The organism is Pedobacter sp. GR22-6, from assembly GCF_037402555.1.
Lineage (GTDB): Bacteria > Bacteroidota > Bacteroidia > Sphingobacteriales > Sphingobacteriaceae > Pedobacter.
This window is the reverse complement of the sequence record NZ_JBBEUC010000001.1, coordinates 70095-96125: the sequence shown is the minus strand read 5'-3', so window position 1 is coordinate 96125 and position 26031 is coordinate 70095. Positions and strand designations below refer to the sequence as shown.

General features: G+C 45.8%; 21 protein-coding genes. 11 read left to right on the top strand and 10 right to left on the bottom strand.

Going from position 1 to position 26031, the window contains the following annotated elements:
• The first annotated feature begins 49 nt into the window (after positions 1–49).
• Complete coding sequence (gene mazG, locus WAE59_RS00380) at positions 50–856, top strand: nucleoside triphosphate pyrophosphohydrolase (protein ID WP_337853935.1); 807 nt, start codon at positions 50–52, stop codon at positions 854–856.
• 10 nt (positions 857–866) lie between these two features.
• On the opposite strand, the gene WAE59_RS00375 is transcribed toward mazG, so the two are convergent.
• Entirely contained in the window at positions 867–2156 is a 1290-nt protein-coding gene (locus WAE59_RS00375) for a DEAD/DEAH box helicase (protein WP_337853934.1), read from the bottom strand.
• Between the two features lie 121 nt (positions 2157–2277).
• Here WAE59_RS00375 and WAE59_RS00370 point away from each other — a divergent pair, with 121 nt between their 5' ends.
• The 3 genes from WAE59_RS00370 (at position 2278) to WAE59_RS00360 (ending at position 5016) form a co-directional block, all read left to right on the top strand.
• Entirely contained in the window at positions 2278–2829 is a 552-nt protein-coding gene (locus tag WAE59_RS00370) for an RNA polymerase sigma factor (protein WP_337853933.1), read from the top strand.
• The gene (locus WAE59_RS00365) at positions 2826–4010 is read left to right on the top strand and encodes a hypothetical protein (RefSeq protein ID WP_337853932.1); all 1185 of its coding nucleotides are present in this window, start codon (positions 2826–2828) and stop codon (positions 4008–4010) included. Before WAE59_RS00370 ends, WAE59_RS00365 begins: the two co-directional genes overlap by 4 nt.
• Positions 4011–4215: 205 nt before the next feature.
• A complete protein-coding gene (locus tag WAE59_RS00360) occupies positions 4216–5016 on the top strand; it encodes a murein L,D-transpeptidase catalytic domain family protein (RefSeq protein ID WP_337853931.1) in 801 nt (266 codons plus the stop codon).
• A gap of 34 nt (positions 5017–5050) precedes the next feature.
• Here the strand turns inward: WAE59_RS00360 and WAE59_RS00355 are convergent, their stop codons facing one another.
• Positions 5051–6556 carry a L,D-transpeptidase family protein gene (locus WAE59_RS00355; protein ID WP_337853930.1) on the bottom strand — a complete coding sequence of 502 codons (1506 nt, stop codon included), beginning with the start codon at positions 6554–6556 and terminating at the stop codon, positions 5051–5053.
• An 86-nt stretch (positions 6557–6642) separates the two neighbouring features.
• Here WAE59_RS00355 and WAE59_RS00350 point away from each other — a divergent pair, with 86 nt between their 5' ends.
• The 3 genes from WAE59_RS00350 to WAE59_RS00340 all read left to right on the top strand — a co-directional run bounded on the left by WAE59_RS00350 (position 6643) and on the right by WAE59_RS00340 (position 12259).
• Positions 6643–7596, top strand: a complete 954-nt coding sequence (locus tag WAE59_RS00350) for a hypothetical protein (protein ID WP_337853929.1) — start codon at positions 6643–6645, stop codon at positions 7594–7596.
• Between the two features lie 83 nt (positions 7597–7679).
• Positions 7680–9839: a GH92 family glycosyl hydrolase gene (locus WAE59_RS00345; protein WP_337853928.1), complete on the top strand. Its 2160-nt coding sequence runs from the start codon at positions 7680–7682 to the stop codon at positions 9837–9839.
• 11 nt (positions 9840–9850) lie between these two features.
• Complete coding sequence (locus WAE59_RS00340) at positions 9851–12259, top strand: S9 family peptidase (protein ID WP_337853927.1); 2409 nt, start codon at positions 9851–9853, stop codon at positions 12257–12259.
• 63 nt (positions 12260–12322) lie between these two features.
• On the opposite strand, the gene WAE59_RS00335 is transcribed toward WAE59_RS00340, so the two are convergent.
• The 3 genes from WAE59_RS00335 to WAE59_RS00325 form a co-directional block, all read right to left on the bottom strand.
• Positions 12323–13573 (bottom strand): DUF4374 domain-containing protein, encoded by a 1251-nt coding sequence (locus WAE59_RS00335; RefSeq protein ID WP_337853926.1) that lies wholly within the window; start codon positions 13571–13573, stop codon positions 12323–12325.
• Positions 13574–13607: 34 nt separating this feature from the next.
• The gene (locus tag WAE59_RS00330) at positions 13608–15989 is read right to left on the bottom strand and encodes a TonB-dependent receptor (protein ID WP_337853925.1); all 2382 of its coding nucleotides are present in this window, start codon (positions 15987–15989) and stop codon (positions 13608–13610) included.
• A 204-nt stretch (positions 15990–16193) separates the two neighbouring features.
• A complete protein-coding gene (locus WAE59_RS00325; protein WP_337853924.1) occupies positions 16194–17414 on the bottom strand; it encodes an ABC transporter permease in 1221 nt (406 codons plus the stop codon).
• Between the two features lie 130 nt (positions 17415–17544).
• On the opposite strand from WAE59_RS00325, the gene WAE59_RS00320 reads away from it, so the two are divergent.
• A complete protein-coding gene (locus tag WAE59_RS00320) occupies positions 17545–18012 on the top strand; it encodes an Lrp/AsnC family transcriptional regulator (RefSeq protein ID WP_337853923.1) in 468 nt (155 codons plus the stop codon).
• Positions 18013–18127: 115 nt separating this feature from the next.
• Here WAE59_RS00320 and WAE59_RS00315 read toward each other — a convergent pair whose 3' ends face one another.
• The gene (locus tag WAE59_RS00315; RefSeq protein ID WP_337853922.1) at positions 18128–18997 is read right to left on the bottom strand and encodes a sigma-70 family RNA polymerase sigma factor; all 870 of its coding nucleotides are present in this window, start codon (positions 18995–18997) and stop codon (positions 18128–18130) included.
• Positions 18990–20075: a 3-phosphoserine/phosphohydroxythreonine transaminase gene (gene serC / locus WAE59_RS00310; protein ID WP_337853921.1), complete on the bottom strand. Its 1086-nt coding sequence runs from the start codon at positions 20073–20075 to the stop codon at positions 18990–18992. The genes WAE59_RS00315 and serC overlap by 8 nt, the downstream gene beginning before the upstream one ends.
• A 300-nt stretch (positions 20076–20375) precedes the next feature.
• Here serC and WAE59_RS00305 point away from each other — a divergent pair, with 300 nt between their 5' ends.
• Both WAE59_RS00305 and WAE59_RS00300 read left to right on the top strand, forming a co-directional pair.
• On the top strand, positions 20376–21650 hold the full coding sequence (locus tag WAE59_RS00305) for an exo-beta-N-acetylmuramidase NamZ family protein (RefSeq protein ID WP_337853920.1): 1275 nt from the start codon (positions 20376–20378) through the stop codon (positions 21648–21650).
• Positions 21651–21664: 14 nt separating this feature from the next.
• Complete coding sequence (locus WAE59_RS00300; protein ID WP_337853919.1) at positions 21665–21877, top strand: hypothetical protein; 213 nt, start codon at positions 21665–21667, stop codon at positions 21875–21877.
• Here WAE59_RS00300 and WAE59_RS00295 read toward each other — a convergent pair.
• Positions 21874–22953, bottom strand: a complete 1080-nt coding sequence (locus WAE59_RS00295) for a DNA topoisomerase IB (RefSeq protein ID WP_337853918.1) — start codon at positions 22951–22953, stop codon at positions 21874–21876. The genes WAE59_RS00300 and WAE59_RS00295 overlap by 4 nt on opposite strands.
• 161 nt (positions 22954–23114) lie before the next feature.
• On the opposite strand from WAE59_RS00295, the gene fmt reads away from it, so the two are divergent.
• Positions 23115–24023, top strand: a complete 909-nt coding sequence (fmt, locus tag WAE59_RS00290) for a methionyl-tRNA formyltransferase (protein ID WP_337853917.1) — start codon at positions 23115–23117, stop codon at positions 24021–24023.
• On the opposite strand, the gene WAE59_RS00285 is transcribed toward fmt, so the two are convergent.
• Both WAE59_RS00285 and WAE59_RS00280 read right to left on the bottom strand, forming a co-directional pair.
• Complete coding sequence (locus WAE59_RS00285; RefSeq protein ID WP_337853916.1) at positions 24018–24854, bottom strand: aminotransferase class IV; 837 nt, start codon at positions 24852–24854, stop codon at positions 24018–24020. The genes fmt and WAE59_RS00285 overlap by 6 nt on opposite strands.
• On the bottom strand, positions 24855–25886 hold the full coding sequence (locus tag WAE59_RS00280; RefSeq protein WP_337853915.1) for an RluA family pseudouridine synthase: 1032 nt from the start codon (positions 25884–25886) through the stop codon (positions 24855–24857). It lies immediately after the preceding gene.
• Positions 25887–26031: the final 145 nt, after the last annotated feature.

Below are 26031 nucleotides of genomic sequence, written 5' to 3'. Positions count from 1 at the left end.
ATTTAGCTTTTCATAGACGACAACCAAATACATTAATAACCAGCACAGTATGCCCAATAATACCGCCCCAGAAACTGCCATCAATCCCGCCACCGCCTTTCTCAGACTCCTTACCGTACTGGACACCCTCCGCACCCAATGCCCATGGGATAAAAAGCAAACCATGGAAAGCCTGCGCCACCTGACTATTGAAGAGACCTATGAACTTTCAGATGCGATAATGGAAGGTGATATGGAAGAGATCAAAAAGGAACTTGGGGATGTCATGATGCACCTGGTGTTCTATGCACGGATTGCCTCAGAAACAGACCTGTTCAACATTGTAGATGTACTGAACAGTGTATGCGACAAGCTGATCAGCAGGCACCCGCACATCTATGGGGATGTGGTGGTTCATGATGAACAGGATGTGAAGCGCAACTGGGAGCAATTGAAACTGAAGGAAGGGAATAAATCGGTGCTGGCAGGTGTACCTGCAGGCCTGCCATCCCTGGTCAAAGCCAGCCGCATTCAGGAAAAAGCACGTGGAGTGGGCTTCGACTGGGAAAAAAAAGAACAGGTGTGGGAAAAAGTAGAGGAAGAGCTACAGGAGTTTAAAGACGAATTTAATGCAGCCGAGACAACAGACATAGATATCGAAAAAGCGGAAGGTGAATTTGGTGATCTGCTCTTTTCGCTGATCAACTATGCCCGCTTTATCAACATCAATCCGGAAAATGCCCTTGAAAAGACCAATAAAAAATTCATTAAGCGTTTTCAATACCTGGAAAGCAAGGCCAAAGAAAAAGGGAAAGCTTTACAGGACATGAGCCTGGCAGAAATGGATGTGTACTGGAACGAAGCCAAGCGCCTCTAAAAGCAGGCGTCTAGCCGTGCTTTTTCTTCATCGTCATTTTTGCCTTTTGACCAATGCCATAGTTGTAGTTCTTTGCATTGCTTTCCTTTTTATCATGATAAGCACCACCACCCTGAGGAAGGTCGTTGCTTTCTTTAACAGTCTTGATTTTGGCTGCTTTGGCAATTTTATCGACCACTAAATCTTCCGGCAACTCCATCACCGGGATTTTGAACCCAAGTGACTGCTCTATCTTGCGCAATTCTACCAGCTCCATATCCGTAGCAAAAGTAATGGCTACTACTTCTTCTTCGCCTGATTTGACCACCCTGCTCAGGAACAGTTCTTTTTTCTCAGGTACTTCAAAATGGAAAATAAAAGGAATCTCCGAGAGGTCGATCTGCTCATTGCCTTCGTTGGCCACAATCAGGATCCTGGACTCAGGACTTGCTTTAAAATCATCGATATGATCGAATCCCTCTTCATCAAAAAACAGCGGATTCAGCACCAACACTTCAGCAGGCTTAGCAGAAAACAGACTTTTAGCAAGTTTTTGCGCTGTCAGGCGTGTATTTACAAAGACCACCACTTTATCGAAAACCTCATCATCCCTCATCAGGAGGTTCAGGAGGTTGGTCTTGGTTTTGAAATTTGGCACCTGATAGAGCAGAAGTTCATGCGTGATGGCCTGTTCTTCACCCAGTTCTTCTACTTCCAGGGTAGTGGGAAAGTTCATGAACTGATCGATCATATGGTTCAGTTTGTCGTGGACCACAGAGGTAAAGATCAGGTGCTGCACCTTACCGGCGCTCCGGGCCAGTTCGCATACCGGCAATTGCATACCCTGCTTCACGATCACTTCTGCATCGTCCACGATCAGGATCTGCAACCGGTTCAGGTTAAGGCCGAGCTTCAGGTAAACTGCACGGGCACGCGGAGGTGTGGCTACTACGATATCAATACCGTCAAGTAGCTCCTGGATCACTTCATCCATTCCCCCGGTTCCATAAAGGCCGATGATCCGCAGGTTCCTATTTTTGCTCAGCAACCTGAATTCTTCGATCACAGCTTCCACACGTTCGGCATCGGGCACCAGGATCAGCACCTTTGGCGCCTCATCTGTACTGTATTTCAGTTTCATTAAAACCCCAAGTACATAGGTAGTGGTTTTTCCGGAACCTTCCGGCCCCACCGCAATGATGTCTTGTCCACCTATAATCCTTGACATACATTTGGCCTGGATCTCCTTTGCGGAGATGTATCCGGCATCATTCATTGCAGACACCAATGACTTGCTGAGTTTCAATTTATCTAACGACACTTTTCTTCTATTAATGGATAATGTGACAAAGTTACTGAAATTATATTTCATGTGCCTTGTAGCGAAATCCTTTTACAATGCGTAATGGTTAAAAAGATGTTAAAACCGGACCAGCAAATACATGCCCCTAACGCCTGATGCCACTGACGCCGAACTGATTGCTCATTGCAAACAAGGCAGGCTCAAATACCAGGAATTGTTGTATAAGCGATTTTATGCTTATGCAATGGGGATAGGTATGCGCTATTTTGTCAACAGGGAAGATGCGCTTGAAGTGGTAAATGATGCTTTTATAAAAGTTTTCAGGTCCATGCATTTATTTAATGAAACTGCGGAATTCAAACCCTGGTTCAGGAAGATCCTGGTGAATTGTGCACTGGACCATAAAAGAAAAAATTTAAAATACGCTCAATATGAGGAAATTCCGGAAGGCCGCCAGCAATACATTTATCCTTCGGCATTGGAGAAACTCTCTGCTGCAGATATCCTGAACATGATGAAAGGGCTGCCGGAAATGCAACATGTCATTTTTAACCTGTATGAGATCGACGGATATGCCCACAAAGAGATCGCGGAAATGTTGGGTATTCCGGAAAGTTCGTCCAGGACTTACCTGAGCCGGGCCAAAGCGGCCCTTCAGCTATTAGTAAACCAAGAAATTGAAAAGATATGAATCGGTCAGAAGATCAACTCAGCGCTCATATTCGTTCCGTTTTCGAAGAACTGGACCATGACGGTGCAGACCAGGGCTGGCAGGAACTGCGGAAGAAATTTCCGGAAAAGCAGGATCGCAAAATTGCATACCTATGGTTTTCTGGTATTGCTGCAAGTCTGCTGATGCTGGCCCTGCTCTTATTCCAGCACGGTGAAACCAATCAAAAACCTGCACATAAGGTAGTGGTCAGGCCCCATGTACCTTTGCAAAACAAAATGCCAACGCAGGGTAGACTGCCGGAAGCAAACGTACTTGCAGCAGCCAGGGAAGCAGCGGGTGTAACTAAGAAGAGAACTTCCGGTGCAAACCCGGGAATCAATACCGCAGCACGTGTAGATAGTATTGTTGTGCCAGTGAAATCCCCATCAGACAACCTGACCACCATCGCCATTCATACAGACTTCAGGCAACAAAAAACCGATAGCCTGAAAAAGAAGACCTCTCTACAGGATTTTCTGGAACAGGAGAGCAAACTAGCTTTGAAAGCTGAATCCTCAACAAATAAAAAGGAAGGACTGCATACGAGTTTCGACATTTTTACGGCAACACTGTTTAATTATTATGCAAATAACCCGGTAAAAGTAAATATGGGTGGTGGCATCAATGCCAACCTGAGGCTCAATCCGCAATTTGCGATCAGCATAGGTGCAGGGATCGCCGAAACGAGCATTTCCTACTCCAATACCAAACCCAGTGCAGTCAAAGAACAGATTCTCCTGCCAGGGGAGAACGGCTATGGTCAGGCCAAAATCCCTGAAATCAGCGCCAGTTTGCTCAGTATAGATGTTCCCATTGCCTTGAAATTTTATCCTGGCAGGAAGAAGAACTACTATTTTTCAGGAGGTATTAACTCCAGTACCTATCTCAATCAGAAATATCAGGCCACCTACACCTATGTACCGATTAATGGAGACGGGCGTCCCTTAACCAATACCAAGTCTGAAGAACTCAGGTTTCAGGGCTTTGATTTTGCGCACAGTGCTATCCTGGCAGTGGGCATTAGCAGGCCGATCGGGAAAAGCAACCACATTATTTTCGAGCCGTTTTTCAGGCCTTCCCTCCGCGATTTGGGGAAAAACAATCTGAAGATCAATACTGCCGGACTGACCGTAAGACTCAACTTAAGCAGTCCAAAATAGGCGCGAGTGGGGTGCTTTAAAACGCAACATACCTGTTACAAAAGAGTCATCTCAACGTAATAGATTAAAATCTAACTACTTAATCAAATTATATTACGTATACTTGTATAAGGGAAATCACAAAAACTTAAACAATATTTTCATCTGGATATACTAATACCTAAACATTAGCGTAATTAAATACATAGCGTAAAAATCACCCTCTATGAGAAAATACATTTTAGGAATTACACTCGCAGCAACACTAAGCCTTGCAACCACCATTATCAGCTGGACCTCTTCTACACAAAAAAGCGGACAACCCGCGTTAAGTGCGTCTACAGATTCCTTGTTCAGCAATTACCTGAAAGGAATTTATGACAGTGCAAACCTTGCAGCTACCGGCTTGAACATGGTTGTTTTTGAGAAGGCTGTGACTGGCTTTTACAACCTCAGGAACTCTGGAAAAATCTCTTCGGAGAAATCGATCCTGACCATTGCGGATTTTGATTTGAGCAGTACAAAAAAACGCATGTGGATTGTAGACCTGGACAAGAAAGAGCTTTTACTCAATACCTGGGTAGCACATGGTCAAAATACCGGTGCCGATAAGGCAGTCAAGTTCTCCAACTCCAACAATTCTTTTCAAAGCAGTATTGGTTTTTACGTAACTGCCGAAGTCTATAATGGGCAGCATGGCCGTTCTTTGCGACTGGATGGCATGGATGAAGGTTTCAATAACAATGCACGCATGCGTTCTATCGTGGTGCATGGTGCCGATTATGTCAGTCAGGGTACAATCAATGCCCTTGGCAGATTGGGACGCAGTCAGGGTTGTCCTGCAGTGGCTCCTGAACTGGCCAATAAAGTGATCAATACGATTGAAGGTAAAACGGTCCTGTTTATCAATTCGAGTGAACAAAAATACACTTCGAAATACCTGGATGAACATACTGCAGCCATGATGGCCAATCAGCAACATCAGCAGGTAGAAGATCAGACTTTAGATACAGCTTTGAGTATCTAATACACATGTCGATTAAAAGATACAGATGGGGGCCTTAAGCCCCCATTTTTTGTAAATAAGAATATAAGACGACATCCTGTCCGTAAATGTCTTTCCTAAACTGTAGCGTTCCATTAGCATCGGCCCAGGTCGTAAAATAAGTCAGGTACACAGGCACCTGTTTGGGCAGTGCGAGGTCTTTGGCCTGTTGATTATCGGTAAGGGCCATTTGTTTTTTGATGATCTCGAATTTGTCGCCCTCACCAAAAAGTGCACGTGCCAGTTCCAGGGGCTGCTCCACACGCACACAGCCATGGCTTACAGCACGCATTGACTGGTTGAAAGCGGCTTTAGCAGGTGTGTCGTGGAGGTAGACTGAGCTTTGATTGTTGAAGAGGAATTTGATCTTTCCCAGGGAGTTATCATCGCCAGGCCTTTGCTTGAAGCTATAGCTACCTGCATCTGCTGCAGACCAGTCGATCAGTTCCGGATCCTCAACAATTTTGCCATTCTGATACACATCAATGTTGTTGTTGGCCAGGTAATAGCGGTCCGCCGCCGCATATTTAGAAATTTCCTTTTTCGCAATGCTTTCCGGGATATTCCATACCGGATTTACCTGTACACTGTGGATCATACTGCCCAGTTGCGGTGTTTCCCTGGAAAAAGGGCGGTCTTTCTTCAGATCGTTCTCATCGTACTCTTTGAGTTCATTTACGTTCACTTCCCTGCCCTCGCCCACACAAACTTTCATGTGCAAGGTAGATTTACCTTTTTCCAGTACGTCCAGACTAAAATCAGGGATATTGACCAGCACGACTTTATCTGCATCCTTACGGTTTTTCCAGCGCAGGCGTTCGAGATTCACCTGCAATACCCTTGCAGTCTGTTCTTTCGTCATTCCAGGCGCAGTCAAGCCTTCGGCCAATGCTTTTTGCAGTGCCAGGTAGGAAGCACCTTTAGGCTGTATGCTATCCAAATATGTTTTAAGATCCCCAACGGCCAAAACAGCATTCATGGTGTTACTGTCGGGCCTTTTAGTTTCCGTATAGTATTGTGCATAGATCTTTCTCGGACTGATTAGTCCAAACTGCAGCGCATTGCTGTAATTAATGAGTGAATTGGCACTTTTCAGTTCCAATAAAGCCATTGCCTGATACGCTTCCTCTACTGTTTTTATCGCCTTCTTATCGTAGATCTGCCCCAGCAATTGGCTGATTTCAGCTGCCTGGAAGAATTTAGGATCAAGGCCATGTGCAGCAGACTGACTGAGGTATTGAGCAAAAGTTTTCATTTCCTCCTTCGGCAGATGTTTAAGCAGCAGTACCGGTTCATATCCGTTCTGCTCATAGAAGGATGTAATGAGTTTAGGGTTTCTCAAATTACTCCGCTGATCTGCCAGCACCTGTTTGAACACCCCGGCGAAAGCCTCATTTTCCACTTTCTTAAAAACACTATTGCGGGTCTCCTGAAACAGTTCCTTACCTATTTCCGACCGACTTTTCTTACAGGCCTGCAGCGCGAGCAGTACCAACACGAACCATATTTTTGAAATCCTCATGTAAGCCTAATCCCTTTCAGATACATTTTGTTTAGAAAAGCGCAAAAAACTTTTAAATTTGGGTTCTACCATTCCTAAGAAAAACAATGAAAAGAAACACTCTTCTCCCGGCATTACTATGCCTGCTGTGCTTCAGTACGGCCCAAGCTCAATTCGGAAAACTCAAAGATGCCCTGAATACCGGCGCCGCTTCGCTGCTCAACAACAAGCAATTGAAACTATTGCAAAACCAGCCGATCACGACGAATTTCGACGATTGTAACAAAAGCGAGATCCTGCCTCCCGAATTTGGTGCCGACTCTATCAAGAAAAAACTCTGTGACCTGAAATCGCTTTACTCCAGCACAGAAGGCTTTAGCCTGAAGCCGGGTTTTTATACAGGGACCTTCAAAAGTTTTTGTCTGCAGGCCGGAACTTCTGGTCCCGATAAAGGTAACGGCTATCTTTATGCCCCTTTAGCAGGACCAAAAGAAAAGATTGCCAGAACACTCATTGCCAACTGGGAACAGCACCCGGAAATTGAACAGCGCAAGGTGCAGCTCCTCCTCTGGGCAATTGTAGCCAAGACGAATTTCAGCAAATTGTCGCCGGACCTGCAACTGACTGCAGCTACCCTGCTCAATAAAAACGACCTCTCTTCCCTCGGAAGTACGATGGTCGATTACTTATCAGGCGAGGCCATGAGCAAATTGACAGCTAACCTGCCCGAACCCGCTAAAACCATTATAGAAATAGAAAATAAAATCCGCGGCCTGATGTACCAGGCCAATGCCTCTTATGACCAGATAGAAAGCCTGGCCATGCTTGGAGGAATTGCGCCGGCAGATCCGAATTTCCCTGCTGGGGTATGGGGCTTACATCCGGACGGCTATTACATTAAGTACCTGCCCCATTCCTATACACGTACGGAAGTGGTCATCTATGTTCCTCAAAAAGCGGGAGCCATAAAATACCTGCCGGTGGGCGATGTTGCTGTCCCTGCAAGCCGGGGCTGCCAAAGGCTGGGTCAGTCGAACTTTCTGCTCTGTACGGCCGAATAAAACGTTTTAAGTAATGTGATAGCCGGTATTTATTTAGCCTTGAAATTTATATATTTGGCTATCACACAAATTACTTAAATCCAATGACAACCAAAATCAAAACCATTCTGAGCTCGACGCTGCTGGTGGCTTTAGCGGCCATGTCCCAACACGGCCAGGCACAGGAGGCCAAAGGCAATGCACGTTATGTAAACACATTTATCGGGACTTCGGGCCTCACCGACCCAAAGATACTTGGCTATGAACTGCCAAAAGACTGGCGCGCATGGTCGGGCCTTACCTTTCCCGGCAGTTCGCTTCCAAATGCGATGGTACAGTTGAGCCCCATGACCAAGTATCAGCCTGCCGGTGCAGGATATGAATATGAGGATTCAGAAATTGTAGGATTCAGCCATACCAATAAAGGCCACTGGAACCTGGGCAATGTGCCGATCCTGCCGATGTCCAATCCGGGCAGCAAATTCGGTTCCCATTTTTCGCATAAGAATGAAAGCGCGGCACCGGGGTTTTATCAGGTTTTTTTGGACGATTACCAGGTCAATGTGAGCCTGACCTCTACATTGAGGACCGGTTTTCACAAATACGAATATAAAAACAACAAGGGGCGTCAGATCCTGTTCGACCTGTCTAAAGCCTTAAGTGGTGTAAACAGATGGAACATTGAACAAGTGGGTAAAACTGCATTAAAAGGCTTCCAGGGAGGCGAGAATGTATATTTCTATGTTTCGTTAAACACCACCATCGACAGTCTGGAGCAGAAGAATCCCGGCCAGAAAGATGGTTATGCCATTGTACACCTGAAAGATGGCAGTACAGCCCCTGTGGAACTGAGAATAGGCCTTTCCTTTGTCAGCGCAGAAAATGCAAAAGAAAACCTCGAAAAAGAGTTGGGTACAAAATCCTTTGCAGACATCCGTAAGGCGGCAAACCAGACCTGGGAAAACATCCTCTCCAACATACAGCTAAAAGGGGGAACTGAAAAACAAAAAGTGATGCTCTACTCCTGCCTGTACCGCTCCCTGCTTTGGCCTGCACTGCGCAGTGATGTAAACGGAGAATACAAGGATGCAAAAAGAAACACGGTAAAAGCAGATTTCAATTATTACACAGAACCTTCCCTATGGGATACTTACCGGAACAAGGACGTGCTGCTGGGACTCATGAGTCCGAAAGTGGCACTGGATGTCATAAAATCCATGAAGGACGTGGGCGACAAAACCGGCGCTATCCCAACTTTCTTTCATGGTGATCATGGTGCTTCTTCTATTGCAGGCGCTTACCTCAGGGGAATTGACGGTTTCGACGTAAAAGGCACTTATGAACTTTTGTTGAAAAATGCCAATGTACCCGGACGTGCACGTCCATACCTCGAAGAATATATGGCTAAAGGCTATATCTCGGACCCGGATGTAGAAAGACCACATGTGGAGACTAAGGCCCGTGCTGGTGTTTCCAAAACACTGGAATATTCATACGACGATTATTCGGTAGCGCAGATCGCAAAAAAATTAGGCGACACGGCGAATTACCGCAAGCTCATGGCCAGGTCCGGCAATTACAAGAACATGTTTGATCCTTCGACCAGGTTCATGAGAGGCCGATTGGAAAATGGGGACTGGGTAAAGAATTTCAATCCGCAATACCCGTATTATGAGTACATGTACCGTGAAGCCAATGCATGGCAGGTATCTTTCTTTGCACCGCATGACATGCCGGGTCTCATTAAATTGTATGGTGGTGCCGATAAATTTGAAGCGAAACTAGACTCTTTGTTTACCCTTCCCTGGAACCCAAGGTACATTGCTCGTAACGTGGAGACCATGATCGGTCAATACTGCCATGGCAACCAGCCGGATCATGAAGCCCCTTTTGCCTACACGCTGATCGGCAAGCCGGAGAAAACGCAAAAAGTGCTGGACAATATCCTGAACAACCTCTACGGAATGAAAGATGGCATCACGCTGTCTGGAATGGATGATGCCGGCGAAATGTCGGCATGGTATGTTTTCAGTGCCCTTGGCTTATACACCTTCTCGGCGACCGATCCCGAATACCTGGTGACCGCTCCATTATTTGACGAAGTAAAATGGAAAACCAGTACGGGTAAGGTACTAACAATTAAAAAACCTGGTCAGGGCAGGGCCATCACAGGCATCAAGGTGAACGGAAAGACGAATAAAGGATACTTTGTACCACATGACCTGTTTACCAACGGCGGAGAGATCAGCATAGCCACTAAATAAATTCTAACTGGATGAAGAAATTTGTATTGAACCTGTTCCTGCTTACCGGAACATTAAGTAGCCTGGCACAAGATGCAGTAGACTACCAATTGCCCCCACAGGCCATGGCCGACCTGTTGCTGGCCAAGCCTACGCCATCGGTCAGCATCGATGCAAAGGCAGAATGGATGCTCCTCAGCGGCCGCAATTCCTACGCCTCTGTGGCTGAACTTGCATTGCCTGAGTACCGGATCGCCGGGCTACGCATCAATCCAAACAACTATTCACCCAGTCGTCAGGTTTTCATCAACAGCCTGACACTAAAAAATATCAAGAGCGGAAAGACCATTATTCCAACGGGCCTGCCAACACCTTTATTTGCGGGCAATATCAGTTGGAGTCCGGATGAGCAAAAGATTGTATTTACCCAAACCACACAGAAAGGCGTAGACCTCTACCAGATCAATATCGCCACACAGAAAGCCATAAAGCTCAATAAGCAGTCATTAAACGTGGTGCTGGGAAGTGGCATCAGTTGGTTGGGTTCCAATACACTGATCTATCGGGTAGCTACCAAACCTGCCACTGCGGCACCGGTAAAACCTTTGATGCCTAAAGGCCCCACGGTACAGCAAAATTTAGGAAAGGCAGCACCTAGTGTGACCTACCAAGACTTGATCAAATCGCCTTACGACGAACAACTGTTCGAATTTTACGCTACCTCACAATTGGTAAAAAACGTGAATGGTATAGAAAGTCCGATCGGCAAACCAGCCATTTACAACAGCGTGACCGCTTCGCCCGATAAAAATTACCTGCTCATCCGCAGCATTAGAAAGCCGTTTTCTTACCTGGTGGCAGCGGGAGGTTTTCCGAATACGGTTTCGGTTACCGACCTGAACGGCAAGCTGGTTAAAGAAATCGCTCAGTTGCCCTCTGCAGAAGGCACACCTTCGGGCTACGACAATACGCAGAATGTAGCCAGGGCATTTGACTGGCGCGACGATGAACCAGCAACCCTGACCTGGGCCAAACCTTTGGACAGCGGGCTGATCAAGAAAACGATGGACTTTCATGATGCGGTGTATGCCTTATCGGCTCCCTTTACTGCTGAGCCCAGGGAGCTGTTCAAAACCCAGACCCGGTTCCGGGGAATCTCCTGGGGCGATGCCAGCCTGGCTTTGGTGCAGGAAGGACTCCGCAGTAAACAAACGGTAAAAATAAGCAGGTACAATCCTGCTACAGGCGCCATGGAAACGCTGATTGAGCGCAACCAAACCGATGCTTACAATGATCCTGGAACACCAGTGACGACTAAAAACAAATACGGCAGACAGGTGATCCTATTGCTGGACAATGGCAGTAAATTGCTGATGAACAATACGGTAGGCTCATCGGCAAAAGGCGACTTGCCCTTTCTGGCAAAGTTCGACCTGAATACAAAGAAAAACGAGATCATCTGGCGCAGTGCAGAAGGGGTATATGAGCAGGTAGCCGATGTGCTGGATGCCAACAAACTTGTTTTGCTGACCCGCAGGGAATCGCAAACGGAAGTACCAAATTACTTCATTAAAAACCTGATGCTCCGAATAGCCGACCAACAGATCACTACTTTCAGTAATCCCTACCCTTCTTTAATGGGCGTAGTAAAAGAAAAGATCTCGTATAAACGTGCTGATGGTGTAGACCTGACCGGAGATCTTTACCTTCCTAAAGGCTACGACAAAAGCAAAGACGGTCCCTTACCTACATTGATCTGGGCCTATCCCAGGGAGTTCAATTCAGCAGCAGACGCTGCACAGATCAGGGGCTCCAAAGATCGTTTTACCACCATCAGCTGGGCATCGCCCATTTATTGGGTGACCCAGGGTTATGCTGTACTCGACAATGCAGAAATGCCCATTGTAGCTCAGGAAGGTAAAAAACCAAACGATACATTCGTAGCGCAATTGCAACTCAATGCCGAAGCTGCCATCAATAAATTGTCGGAAATGGGCGTGGGCGACAAAAACCGTATGGCTGTAGGCGGACATAGTTATGGTGCTTTCATGACGGCTAACTTACTGGCGCATACCGGGCTTTTTAAAGCAGGGATCGCACGCAGCGGTGCCTATAACCGTACCCTCACACCTTTTGGCTTTCAGAATGAAGAACGTACCTATTGGGATGCACCGGAACTATATTACCAGATGAGTCCATTCAGCTATGCGAATAAGATCAAGACCCCGTTACTCCTGATCCACGGAGATTCAGACAATAACCCTGGAACCTTCCCGATCAACAGTGAAAGGTTATTTGCCGCGATTAAGGGCTTTGGCGGAACCACCAGGTTTGTATTCCTGCCTTATGAGTCGCACAGCTATGCAGGCAAGGAAAATCTCCTGCACATGCTTTGGGAGATGAATAGCTGGCTGGACACTTACGTAAAGAAAGCAAAGTAAGCATAAACAGGAAGGGCTGCAGAAATATTCTGCAGCCCTTCCTGTTAACAAATGGAACCGGATTTAGTCCAGGTGCTGAATAGCAGTTATCGTACCGCCTTCAACTTTTATACCTTGTGTGGCGGTTGCAGTTGCAGCGTCAACTTTATAAATATAGGTAGCGCCACTCACCAGGTTTACCCCGATATAACCGGTTTTTCCGTCTTTAGGACTATAATTTGTTGTAGTTACACTTGAAATCTGAGCAACTTCAGGGAACCCTGTGACACCCGTTACCGTTTTATTAACCACATCAACAATAGCTAAACGCTTGCCCACCACATACTGCCCTTTAGTAGCTACAGGCTCGATGTTTGCAATAAACTTATTTTGACCGATATATAACCAATTGGTGATCACATAGCCTTTTGAAACCTCTTCAAAGTTGAAGAAATAGCCCAGATCGAACTCTGTGGTACCAGATTTAATGCGGGTGATCGCTGAGGGTTTAGTAGAGGTCATTTTAGCATCTACTGCCGTTGTAGCCGGATCATCATCTGCTGCTACAGATGATGAGAATGCGTAGCAGTCGCCATTTTCTACCAAACCTAAACCATCGGTAAAATACCTTCCGATAAAGCTTGTCCTGGTGTCTCTGATGGTTTTCTCATAGGTCATATCCGGATAAGAAAATACCGCAATTCCCGCCTGATCCGGAAACTTAGTAAAGAAGCTGTTGTAAATGCTAAAATAAGGTGCAAACACCTTGTTGCCCACTTGCTTGATCCAGCTCAGGTGCGCGATTTCACCATTACCACTTGGGATGATGGCATCGGCAGTACCTTTAGCAACTTCCTGATTGGTAGTTGTACTTACTCGATACCACTCATAAACTGTTGGTGTACCTGCTGCTGCAATTCTGCGCGGCACCCTAATCGTTAAGATATCGTCATTGACCGGAGCAAAAGCGTGTACAGTTGCCGAGGTAAAGTCATTCAGTTTTTTCAATTTACCTTCAGTTACCCCATATACGGTTACCGCACCAGGACTACCCTGACCGTATAGCATGCTGAAGAATTTATTGTTGGCAGTTACATAGTACCTGTAAGTACCATCCTGTTCCACACCGTTACCGACGATGGATACCGCTCCGCTTTCCAGGCTACTTGCTGTTAAAAGGTAATCGGCCTTACCAGCAATCGCTGTCGGGGTCACCGCAATGACGTAATTCCCTGGATTTTCCGGGATCACTTCCCTATCTTCTTTCTTTTCGCAAGAACTTAAAACCCCCACAAATGCCAGAGCGAGGAGCGTTTTGGTAATTGTTGTTTTCATATTGATTTTATATAATGATTATTGATATAGATTTTTACGATTTATTAATGAAATACCTGAAATTCAGATAGAATCCGCGGCCCGGCTTCTGCAGTGCAAAATTGTCAAACACTGCTTTGTCCGCGATATTTCTTACTTCCAAAGAGACGTTATATCGGCCATTTTTCATGCTATACACAAAGTTCAGGTCGTGGGTAAGCTGTACGGGAGTAGAAAGCTTATCCTCTGAAGTAGGATTACCGAAACTTGGCCAATCCAGCCAGAAGCGGTTTACATAGAGCAAATTGTAACCAACAGTCAGGTTATTTCCCTTTGCAAACATATTTCGAAATGATGCGGATACATCGGCATTGCCAAAGAGGTACGGAATATTCGGCATCTGATCCAGATAAACAAGGCTTTCCTCAGGATAGTAAGCTCCTGTGTTCGGGTTGAAGTCGTGCTTTTGCAGGTTTAGCAATTTCTGATAGGTAACTGTAGCTCCTGCACTCAACCAATTTTTATAAGAATACCTGATTTCGCCATCAAAACCTGTGGTACGTACACCGTCCCGGTTATCAGAAGTGGTATAGTCCCTCCTGGGTCCGGTACCTCCTACGATCCTGCTCCAGATAAAGTCCTTTGAGTGCCTGTAGATGGCATTAGCCGTTATGGAAAAGCGATTAACTTCATTTACTTTGAATCCATATATCAGTCCCAGGTTGAGGTTATCACTCTTTTCCGGCCTAAGCAATGGATTACCCTCTTCGTTTTCGAGATTACCAAAAATTTCGTTTGCTTCCGGCATCCGGTTGGTCAGCTCATAGGAACCGCGGATCTGCAAATCAGGGTTGATGTAATAAGCCAGGGCCGTACCATATCCCAGTTTATGGTCTGTATTTTTATTATTGGTGCTATTCACCACACTCTTTAAAAGAATGTATTTACCGAAAAGGTTCAAGCTCCATTTATTCGCTATATCATAAGAATAACCAAATCCGAGCACATTTTTATCCATCCTTTTGGGAACATTCTGTGCATTCAAGTCCGGAAATAACAAGTTATCCTGCTTTCTGTTAAAGGTAGAGAACACGTTATTGACTGCTACAGCCTGGTGTTCACTGAGCTTGTAGCTGACCATAGCTGTGGCCAGTCCATTGTTGTTTCGATACTCTATATGTCCACCGCCATCACGCTCACCCATAGAAACTTTAGGATCACGGATTCCATCCCAGTCGTAATCTGCCCTGGCCGTATCTATAGTGGTTTCATACCCCAGGTTGTAGTTGGCATTGATGGTCACATCAAGTCCGGGAAGTAAATCGGCCTTTTTATACTTCAATGAGGGCATCACAATATTTCCGCGTCTGTGCAGTTGCCCATAAACAGCTTCAGGCCTTGCTGCCGTCTGCATTTCTTTGTAATTCTGACCTAAAGTAATGCCCAGCAATAAATTATCTGCCCATGATTTACCTACTACGCCCGCATTGGCAATTAAAGTCTCATTGTGATAAACGTCATGAAACCTTTTCACCGAAGCCGCCCGCTTATCTGGCTCCATATTGTTCTGCAGGAGCGTCCTTAGATTTGTTTTATAGTTGTTGTCAGAATAGTTCTGAAAGGCACTAATCTGCAGGGTAAGTCCAGTTTTCGAAGTCGCAGCAGTGTTCAGCACTGTTCGGTGCGTATTGAAGGAACCATAAGAATAAGAGGCATCCACATAATTCCGGTGCCTGTTTCCTGTCACAATGTTCACTGCCCCACCCAAAGCATCAGAACCCAGCCACATGGGTACTACGCCCTTGTAGACTTCGACACGCTCCGCCACATTGATCGGGATGTTATTGATCTGAAAAGAAGAACCGAAATTATCCATAGGGATACCGTCAATAAAATAGCGGATGTGGCGCCCGGAAAATCCATTTAAAGAAACATTAAAGTTGGAACCAACACCCCCGGATTCCCTCACCCTAACACCCGCAACTCGGTCCAAAGCACCTGAAATATCCAGCGTGGTATTGTAGAGTTTCGTCGCATCCACAGCAGTTACGTTAAAAGCCTGACGGTTCACTTCCTGTGCCTTTGTCCTTCCAAGCACATTTACCGTTTCCATCTGCTCAGTGCTTTCCTCGATGACGAAATTAATGCTTAGCCGTTGCCCTGCAGCTAACGTAACGGATTTTTTTTGGGCAGTAAAACCGATGACATTGACATGTACCGTGTAGCTTCCAGGCTTTAAGTTTTGAATTTTAAAATTGCCATTTTGATCGGTTACGGCTCCATTTGTGGCATTTTGGAGTCTGATGGTGGCAGCGGAAACTGCTTCTCCTCCCCTTGATTTGACCTGGCCAATGAGGCTGGCCGTCTTTTCCTGAGCTTTTGTAAAAATTGCCAGCGTGCATAGCGCACCCATTAGCAAAAATTTTCTAAATTGCATGACTTTTAACTACGATTAAAGGTAACCCGGGTTTTCCCGGTCTGCCACACGGGTCCGAAACCGTGTGGCTTTTTTATGCTGCAAATATAGACTTATTTAGATCAAATCCAAATAGACAAAAGATATTGTTTAGAATTATTCTTAAAAAGCAGCCAGCCAAGTCTTTTTAGACTAGAGACGAAAACCGAATATCCAGATTGAGCCTTACTTGAAGCGGATTGCTTTAAGCGGGCTGATCTTGCTGACCAACAGAGAAGGCAGTATCAATACCACAAGGCAAATGAATACAGTAGCCAGGTTCAAGAGCAATACATCCATAAAATGTACTTCTACAGGCACATAGGCTAAATAATAAGAAGTCTGATCGAGTTTAAAGATATGGGTAAAATGCTGTAAGGCAGCCAGGCCAAGTCCAAGGATATTTCCTAAAAGCAAGCCAATACCCACAAGATACAGCGCATTGTAGAGAAAAATCTTCATCACACTAAAGTCCGTCATTCCAAAGGCTTTGAGCATCCCGATCATATTTGTACGCTCCAGGATCATAATCAGCAGTGCCGTAATCATATTGATGACCCCCACCACCATCATCAGGATCAGGAGTACCCGGGTATTTACGTCCAGCAGCGAGAGCCAGGTAAAGATGGCAGGGAAATATTCCTGTACAGATTCAGATTTCAGTTTCATTTCCAGCCCCTCGTAGATTCCCTTAGAAACCTGCTGCAATTTATTGAAATCCTTGATCCTGATCTCAATGCCACCAATTTCATTGGATTTCCATCTGTTGAGTCTGCGGATCACATTCAGATCACCAACCACAAAATTCTTGTCGATCTCTTCCACCCCTACACTATAGATTCCCACGATCTTAAATTTGCGCGGACGTGGCGGGTTCTGCACGAAATGCATGATGAAATCGTCGCCGGTCTTCAATTTCAGCCTGCTGGCAGTAAACTGTGAGATCATGATTTCCTTGCTGGCACTGGTACTGTCCCGAAAATCTATAACCCTGCCGCTAACGAGGTGCTTCCTGAGATAATCCCAGTTGAAACTCCGGTCTATACCTTTGAAATTGATTCCTTCCACCTCATCATTGGCCGAAATGATGGCTGGCTTAGTTGCGTAAGGCTGAAAATACGCCACATCCGGATTTTTTTTAAGGTCCTGCAGGGTTTTAGCTTCCGGTACAAAGGGGGAGAGCTCGAAAGAATTGTTCAGATCGAATTTAAAGATCCGGACATCACCGATATAACCCCTGACCTTGTCCTGTATCTCGGTCTTAAAACCTTTAATAATGGCTACAGAAAGCATCATGACTGCCAGACTGAGCATCACTCCCGCAATGGCGATACGAACGATCAGTTTAGAGAAAGTACGTTCCGATTTGACGGCAATACGGCTGGCGATGAAATATTCTGTATTCAAAAATTCTAGGGTTTTGTGCCGTAAAAATCGCAAATTAATTCCATAAACAGGTTTTAAATTTTTATTTGACGGGAGGTTTGGTTCAGTCAGTCCTTTTTACTTAAGTTTGGCTCAACTAACTGATAAACGTATGAACCTGAACGGACTTGACCCGACGGACGTTAGCATCCTAAACCTAATCCAGAAGGACGCAAGGCTGACCCATAAGGAAATCGCCTGGAAAACGAACAAATCACTATCGGCAATACAGGTGAGGGTAAGAAAGTTGCTAAACCTGGGCATCATCAAACGCTTTGTGACCTTACTGGACCGCAGCCTGGTCAATAAGGGACTGGCTGTATTCACCATGATCAAGCTCAGCAATTACAGTCAGCAAGCCCTTCTGGAATTTCAGGAATCTGCCGGGGCGCTGGAAGAAGTAATGGAATGCTACCACGTAAGCGGCGACCGCGATTTCATTCTCAAGGTAGTCATTAAAGACATGGTGGAATACAATGCCTTCATCCTTGAGAAATTATCCGTGGTGCCGCATATCGGCTCTGTACAAAGTCTCTTTGTGATCTGTGAATCCAAATACGAAACAGCCTTCAATTTATAGCCAGTTGACGTCGTCATCGGGCTGCTCTGTCCTGTGTTTACGCGCATTACGCCGGTTGATTAAAATGAAGCAGCAAACTATGACGAGCAGCAATATTGCATAGATGTCTGTATACTCAATGAACATATTGTTTGAGTTTCTTAATCTGAGGATCCTTTCCAAGCTTGTCAATCGCATTTTTAATGATCTGCCTTACCCGTTCTTTACTCAGGTCCATCTCTGCTGCAATATCTTCATTTTCCATACGGGTATGTCCCTTGAGGCCAAAGGCCAGTTTGAGGATCTGTTGTTCACGGCTGCTCACTTTCAGCAGCAGATTGTCTATTTGGTAAGAAAGCATTTCCCGGTGCATCCACTGACCTACATGATCTATATCCTGACTGGGAATGTGCTCCATCAAAGTATGGTTGTCGCTATCCCCTCCCGGAAGTTGGTCATCGAGGTATTTGATCCTGCTGTTCACATAAATAAAATCTGCAACCTGCGCCGGTGTTTTATCCATAGCTTCCGCAAGTTCATCCAGACTGGGATCTCGCTCCAGTTCCTGTTCCAGTTTTTGTGCGATGTTATTGATCTGAGCGATACCAAGCTGTTGGTTCATGGGCAAACGGACAATGCGGGTATACTCATTGATGGCCGTAATCATCGCCTGTCTGATCCACCATACGGCGTAGGAGATGAATTTAAAACCCCGTGTTTCATCAAACAACCTCGCTGCTTTAATCAGACCAAAGTTGCCTTCAGAGATGAGGTCCTGTAAACTCAGGTTGGTGCTTTGGTATTTTTTGGCACAGGATACGACGAAGCGCAGATTGGCCTTGATCAGTCGCTCCTCTGCAGAGCGGTCACCGGCCTTGATCTTCCTGGCGAGCAAAACCTCTTCTGAAGCATCTAGCAGGTCAATTTTACCGATATCATGCAGGTAACGACGCAGGGAATCCTCGTTACGGTTGGTAACCGAAACTGTGATCTTGATGTCACGCATATGCAACTCCTTTCTCCTGCTTAACGCATTCAAATTCTTTCATGGCATCTACCAGCACTGCCACACTTTCCAGGGGCAGGGCATTATATAGTGAAGCACGGAAACCACCGACGGTCCGGTAGCCTTTTATCCCTACGATTCCTTTTTGAGCAGCGAAATCCAAGAACTCTTTCTCATATTCGGGTTCCACTGCCTGGAAGGTCACGTTCATCCTAGAGCGGGAAGCCATACTTGCCGTCCCTCTGAACAGCGGGTTACGGTCGATCTCTGCATAAAGCAGGGCCGCTTTTCTGATGTTGAGCTGCTCTATGCCTTCTACGCCACCATTGTCTTTCAGCCATAACAGGTTCAGCATCGATACATAAATTGAAAATACCGGTGGGGTATTGTACAAGCTCTGGTTATCGCGGAAGATGCGGTAATCCGACATCGAGGGTAGTGGTTTGCTGATGCTTTTCAGCAAGGCATTTTTCACAATCACCAGTGTCATACCGGCAGGTCCCATATTCTTTTGTGCGCCTGCATAGATCAGGTCAAAATCACGCACATTGATGCTGCGCGAAAAAATATCAGAAGACATGTCGCAGATCAGCGGAACACCGCTTTGCGGAAAGCTGAACATCTCGGTGCCTTCTATGGTATTGTTGGAAGTGCAATGCAGGTAATCGGCATCGCATTGCAGGTCGGTAGTGCAGGGTATATAGGTGTAATTTTTATCTTCGGAACTGGCAACAATTTCGGTTTCCCCATAATAGCGGGCTTCCTTGATGGCTTTTTGTGCAAAATATCCGGTATCCAGATAAGCGCCTTTTTTATTTAAAAAGCTCTGGGCAACCATGGAGAACTGTGTGCTGGCGCCCCCCTGCAGGAAAAGGATCGCGTAATCATCTGGCACACGAAGAAGTTCGCGGACCAGGAGCTGGGTCTTTAAAATGACAGATTCAAATTCAGGAGTACGGTGAGAAACTTCCAGGATACTGAGCCCGTTCTGATTCCAGTTGAGCACCGCATTAGCAGCTTGTTCCATTACGCTTTGTGGCAGGATGCAGGGTCCCGCTCCGAAGTTGTGTTTTTTCATTTTACTTTCTTTTCATTTGGTCAATGAAGCCATTCAGCTTCTGTATTTCCTTTAGAAACACATGGTTTATTTGATGAAGTAAAGTTCTGTGGTTTAATCTTTTGATTTATGAACCGAGTAGATTTCGGGTAATTTTCCTGTTTTAAAGAAAAACACCGTATTTTTTCTTTCGATACCAGAAAGGCAAATCGATATTCCCAATTAAATATGGTTTACAAATGTCCGGGAACACATTTTACGTAAAATATACACTAAGCAGTAAAGGCCGGTTTTCGGCGTATTTTTTGTTACTTTTACCTTATGACTTCATCAGTTTTACACTTCATCACCATCGGATTACTCAGTATTTCCATCCAGGCCTGTGGTGCCCCAGGCAAGATTGCGCTCAACACGGGTGTACCTAATCCCTACCAGGTAAAGGCGGAAGATTTCGAAAAAAAGGACAAAGAAAAACTTCGTACCGGAGCAGAGCAGACGGAACTGTATGTTCCCTACCTCAAGGGCAAGAGGGTGGGTATGGTCGTGAACCCAACCTCTATGATCGGCAATCAAACTACGGTAGACAGTCTATTGAGCCTGGGTGTAAAGATTGTAAAGATCTTTGGTCCGGAACATGGTTTCAGGGGCAATGCCAGTAATGGCGTCCATGTGGCGGATGACATCGATACCAAGACCGGTATCAAAGCCATCTCACTTTATGGCAAACATTCCAAACCTACGGCAGCAGACCTGGCAGATGTCGACCTGATGATCTTCGACATTCAGGACGTGGGTGTACGTTTTTATACCTATATCAACACCCTCCAGCATGTCATGGAGGCCTGTGCGGAGCATAAAAAAGAAGTATTGATCCTGGACCGCCCGAATCCCAATGGTTTCTATATAGACGGGCCGATTCTGGATCCGCAGTTCAAGTCGGGCATTGGCCTGAAACCTATTCCAGTTGTACATGGCCTCACCGTAGCCGAGTACGCGCAAATGCTGAACGGGGAAAACTGGCTGGACAATAAACTAACCTGTAAGCTCAAGATCATCAAAGTAGCCAACTACACCCACGATACCCCATACGAACTTCCGGTAAAACCCTCACCTAACCTCAATACGGCACAGTCTATACTGCTTTATCCAAGCACCTGCCTTTTCGAGGGCACTTACCTGAACTATGGCAGGGGGACACAATACCCCTTCACCATCATCGGAGCACCTGCATTAAAAGGGAAATACACTTTCTCCTTTACTCCTCTGAGCATCAAAGGCATGGCAGAAACGCCCATTTTTATGAACCAGCTTTGTTATGGCATCGATCTGAGAAAGTTCGACACCTCCGTTTTCAGAAAAACCAAACAAATGAACATCAGCTGGCTGATCGAACTGTATAAAAATTCGCCCAACAAAGCAGATTTCTTCAACAGCAAACTCAGCAACCAGATGGGCGTCATAGAGCGGCTGATCGGCGTTGCTGATTTTAGAAAACAGGTCATTGCCGGCAAGTCCGAGCAGGAGATCAGGGCCAGCTGGGAGCCTGGCTTGAGCCAATACAAAACAATGCGCAAGAAGTACTTGTTGTATCCTTAATAAATAAGGACCTCATGAACAGCGAAACAAAAAAGAAAAACGATAACCCGAGCAGCAATTACCGGGAAGAACAGCCTAAAGGTAAAGTACCTGCCGGGGATAAAGCAGTAAAGAAAACAGAAGATAAAGATTACCAGCAAGAGGAAGCACACTTCAAAAACCCTGCAAAGCAGCGGGAACAAAGTGAGCAACCCGTACATCCGGTAAAAAAAGCCCCTAAAGATTAGGCGGCTTTTTTTGTTTTGGACTTTAAAACAGCTTTCTGCCCCGCCTTTAGGAATTGCATGAGCACTTTCTCATCGTTTTCCATCGCAGTGACACTCAATGAAGGTTTAGTATTTACCTTCTTCAGGTACTTGCTGAGCTGATCATTTTCAAAAGCCTCCAGCAGGAGCGGGTATACATAAGAACTCTTACAGACCGCACGCGTGTTTCCTAATTTTCCCGCCACGCAATCCAGGACCTCTACAATTACCTTCTTTTTAGGCCGTGCTTCGCCCTCAGGCTGGGCGCAACATATCGCAAGCTGTCTCAGCGCTTCGAGGGTTCCACCCCAGGTCCGGAAATCTTTGGCGGTAAAATCTCCCCCGGTGATCTCCCGGATGTAGTTGTTGATCTTACCGGAATCAATGGCTTTATGCTCCTTCCCTTCTGTGTAATATTGAAACAGGTCCTGACCCGGGATTTCCTTACATTTCTTGACCAGTTTCGCAAGGGTCTTGTCATTGAGGCTCACATTCTGCTGTACGCCTTTCTTTCCTTTGAACGTGAGTTTCAGGGTATTTCCCGCGATCTTGACATGTTTATTATTCAATGTTGTAAGCCCATAACTGCCATGCAGCTGGCGGTAGGCATCATTACCAACACGGATCAGCGTTTTAATCATCACCTGCATACAGATTGCCAATACTTTCTGCTCATCAAAATCTCTCCTCCTCAGGTCCTTTGCAATCTGCCTGCGGGCCTGAGGCAATACTTTTCCAAATTCCAGCAAACGGAAATATTTAGCGTCGGAACGCCTTGAAGTCCATTCCGGATGATATCGGTATTGCTTCCGGCCAGCTGCATCAATTCCTGTCGCCTGCAGGTAGGCATTTTTCTTTGAGGCAATCCAGACCTCCTTCCATGCAGGTGGCAGCACCAGGGCTTTGATCCTGGCCAGCTGGGCTTCATCGCTAACGCGTTTCCCTTCTTTGTCTACATAATAAAACTTTCCGGGCACCCCCTTTCTGTATATCCCTGGCTGGCTATCCGTTACGTAAGATAAGCCACTGGATTTGATCTCTTCTAAGGTCTGAACCATATGTTTATGCTGAAATTGCTTTAATTTTTTTTTATTTTGCAGGAGCTTCCATTACCGTTAATCACAAACAACGACATATGAAACCATCATGATCTTCAATGACAGCAGCAATGATCAGATCGTGATCGCTTCATAACAATTAAAAAAACAAACAACGACATATGAAAATAGTTTTCATGGGCACGCCCGATTTTGCTGTAGCTTCCCTTAACGCCCTTGTTGAGGCTGGATTCAATATCGTAGGTGTAGTAACTGCCGCAGATAAACCTGCCGGACGCGGACAAAAACTTCAGGAAAGCGCGGTAAAACAGTACGCGGTCTCCAAAGGTATTCCTGTACTGCAGCCCCTGAAACTAAAAGACCCTGTTTTTATTGAAGAACTGAGCGCATTAAAAGCCGACCTCCAGGTCGTGGTGGCCTTTAGGATGCTGCCTGAGATCGTATGGAACATGCCGGCCAAGGGCACCATCAACCTCCATGGCTCCCTGCTCCCGCAATATCGGGGTGCGGCACCGATCAACCATGCCATCATCAACGGAGAAAAAGAAAGCGGAGTAACCACCTTTTTCCTGAAACATGAAATCGATACGGGCGATACGATCTTTTCGGCCAGTGTGCCGATTGCCCCGGATGAAACTGCGGGGGAACTGCACGATCATTTGATGCAGGTAGGTGCGGAATTGCTGGTGAAAACAGTAAAAGCGATTGAAAGCGGCGAGTATACCGAACAGCCGCAACCGCAGCACGAAGAGTTGAAGCATGCACCAAAAATATTCAAGGAGAATTGTCAGATCAACTGGAACCAGTCTTCGGCAATCATCTATAACCTGATCAGAGGGCTAAGTCCATACCCAACGGCCTTCACCCATCTCAACGACAAGACCCTTAAGGTCTTCAAAGCAGAACTCGAAGATAAGGAACCGGGCATTTCAGCAGGAGCATTTCTTTCAGACGGCAAAACCTACCTGAAATTTGCCACTAAAGATGGATTCATTAAACTGACCGACCTGCAATATGAAGGTAAGAAACGGATGAATGTAGAAGAATTCCTCAGGGGAATGCGCTTATAACAAATTCAGCTTACCGCTCAATAATTTAGTGACTTCATTGAAATAGCGTTTCCTTCCGTAGCCCATTACCCAGCGGATGCCGCCAACAGCATTGGTGATGAATACTTCTTCGGCTTCCTTTAATACTTCCGGATTGATCTGTGCTTCGATGACGGGAATGTCATTGCTCCTGGCGATGTTCATGACCACTCCACGCATTACCCCTGCAATACAGCCTTCCGACAAAGCCGGGGTATAGATCTGCTTGTTGTAGACCACGAAAACATTGGAACTGATGCTTTCGCAGAGGAAGCCTTTGTGGTTGAGGATAAACGCCTCGTCCAGGTTGTATTGTTTTCTGTACAAACCGGCCATCACGTAGACCAGTGAATTGCAGGTCTTGTAGTTAGAAAGCTGGTCCACCGATTTGGTCAGTTCATCATACACATCTACGATAAGCCCTTTTTTGTTCAGCTCATAGTTACTGTCCGGCAATGCCGTAGCTTCAAGTACGTAGCCTGTTTTGTTGTTATTTGGTGTATACAGCCCCTCTCCTGCGCGATAGACCGATAGCCTGAACCTTGCATTCTCTTTCAGCCTGTTCTTTTTACAGAGCTCAGCAGTTTTCTGCTTCAGGAAATACTCATCCAGCAGGCTGCCTCCCTCCATTTTTAAAGCTTTCATCCCGGCCCTCAGTCGATCAGCGTGCTGCTCCGCAAAGCGCAACTTGCCATTGCTCATGCGCATGGATTCAAAAAGGCCGTCTCCATAGCGGAAACCCCTGTTGTTGGCCGTCAGAATGGCTTGATCCGCGGCAATGAACTCGTCGTTATGTAAAATATATTCCTGCATTTATGATGGCTGTACGATATAGTTCCTCCATTTGTTCAGGGCCGTATCGAAATCAGCTGGCAAAGGTGCTTCAAATTCCATGTATTTTTTAGTAGTTGGGTGAATAAATCCCAAAGTTTGTGCATGCAGGGCCTGGCGTGGCAGGATATCGAAGGCATTTTGTACAAACTGTTTGTATTTATTGAAGGTTGTTCCCTTCACAATCTTGTCGCCACCATAATTGGCATCACTGAACAGCGGATGCCCGATATGCTGCATGTGTGCCCTGATCTGATGGGTACGGCCGGTTTCCAACTGGCAACTGATCAGGGTGACATAACCCAGGCGTTCCAGAACCGTATAATGGGTCACTGACCACTTCCCCTTCTCAGGATCGTCATACATATCCATCACAATCCGATTTTTCAGACTGCGTCCGATGTAACCTGTAACCGTTCCGTTTTCAGCGATATCGCCCCAGGCCAGGGCAATGTACTTACGGGTGATGCTGTGGTCGAAAAATTGTTTCGCCAATTTGGTCATGGTGATCTCGTTCTTACTGATCAGCAGCAAGCCTGAGGTGTCTTTGTCTATGCGGTGCACCAGGCCAGGTCTTCCTTCATTTCCCGGCAGTTGGGGCAATTGTTCAAAGTGAAAGGCCAGGGCGTTGACCAGGGTTCCTGTATAATTGTTGAAACCGGGGTGCACCACCATACCTGCAGCCTTATTAACAACAAGCAGATCATCATCTTCATAGACAATATCCAGGGGAATGTCTTCCGGATAAACTTCAGTATCCCTTGGCGGATGCGGGAATACGATAGAGATCTCATCTGCAGGTTTTACCTTGTAACTGGACTTGATGGTCTTTTTATTGACCAATACGTTGCCCGCATCAATGGCATTCTGAATTCTGCTGCGCGAAGCATTCTCCACCCTGTGCATCAAAAACTTGTCAATGCGCAGTAAAGACTGTCCTTTATCTACAACAATGTTCAGATGCTCATACAGGTCCTGATCTTCTATCTCTTGCTCGCGGCTGATGTTTTCCATTAAGATTATGTTTTCCTCGGGTTAAATAAACCATTCAAAAATGTTACAGGAACGGTTTATTGCGTTCTGAACAGCAAATGGCTTTCATTCTGCAAAACTAATCTTTTCACAGCAACATATTAAAAAAGAAATTGGCCTATTCTTT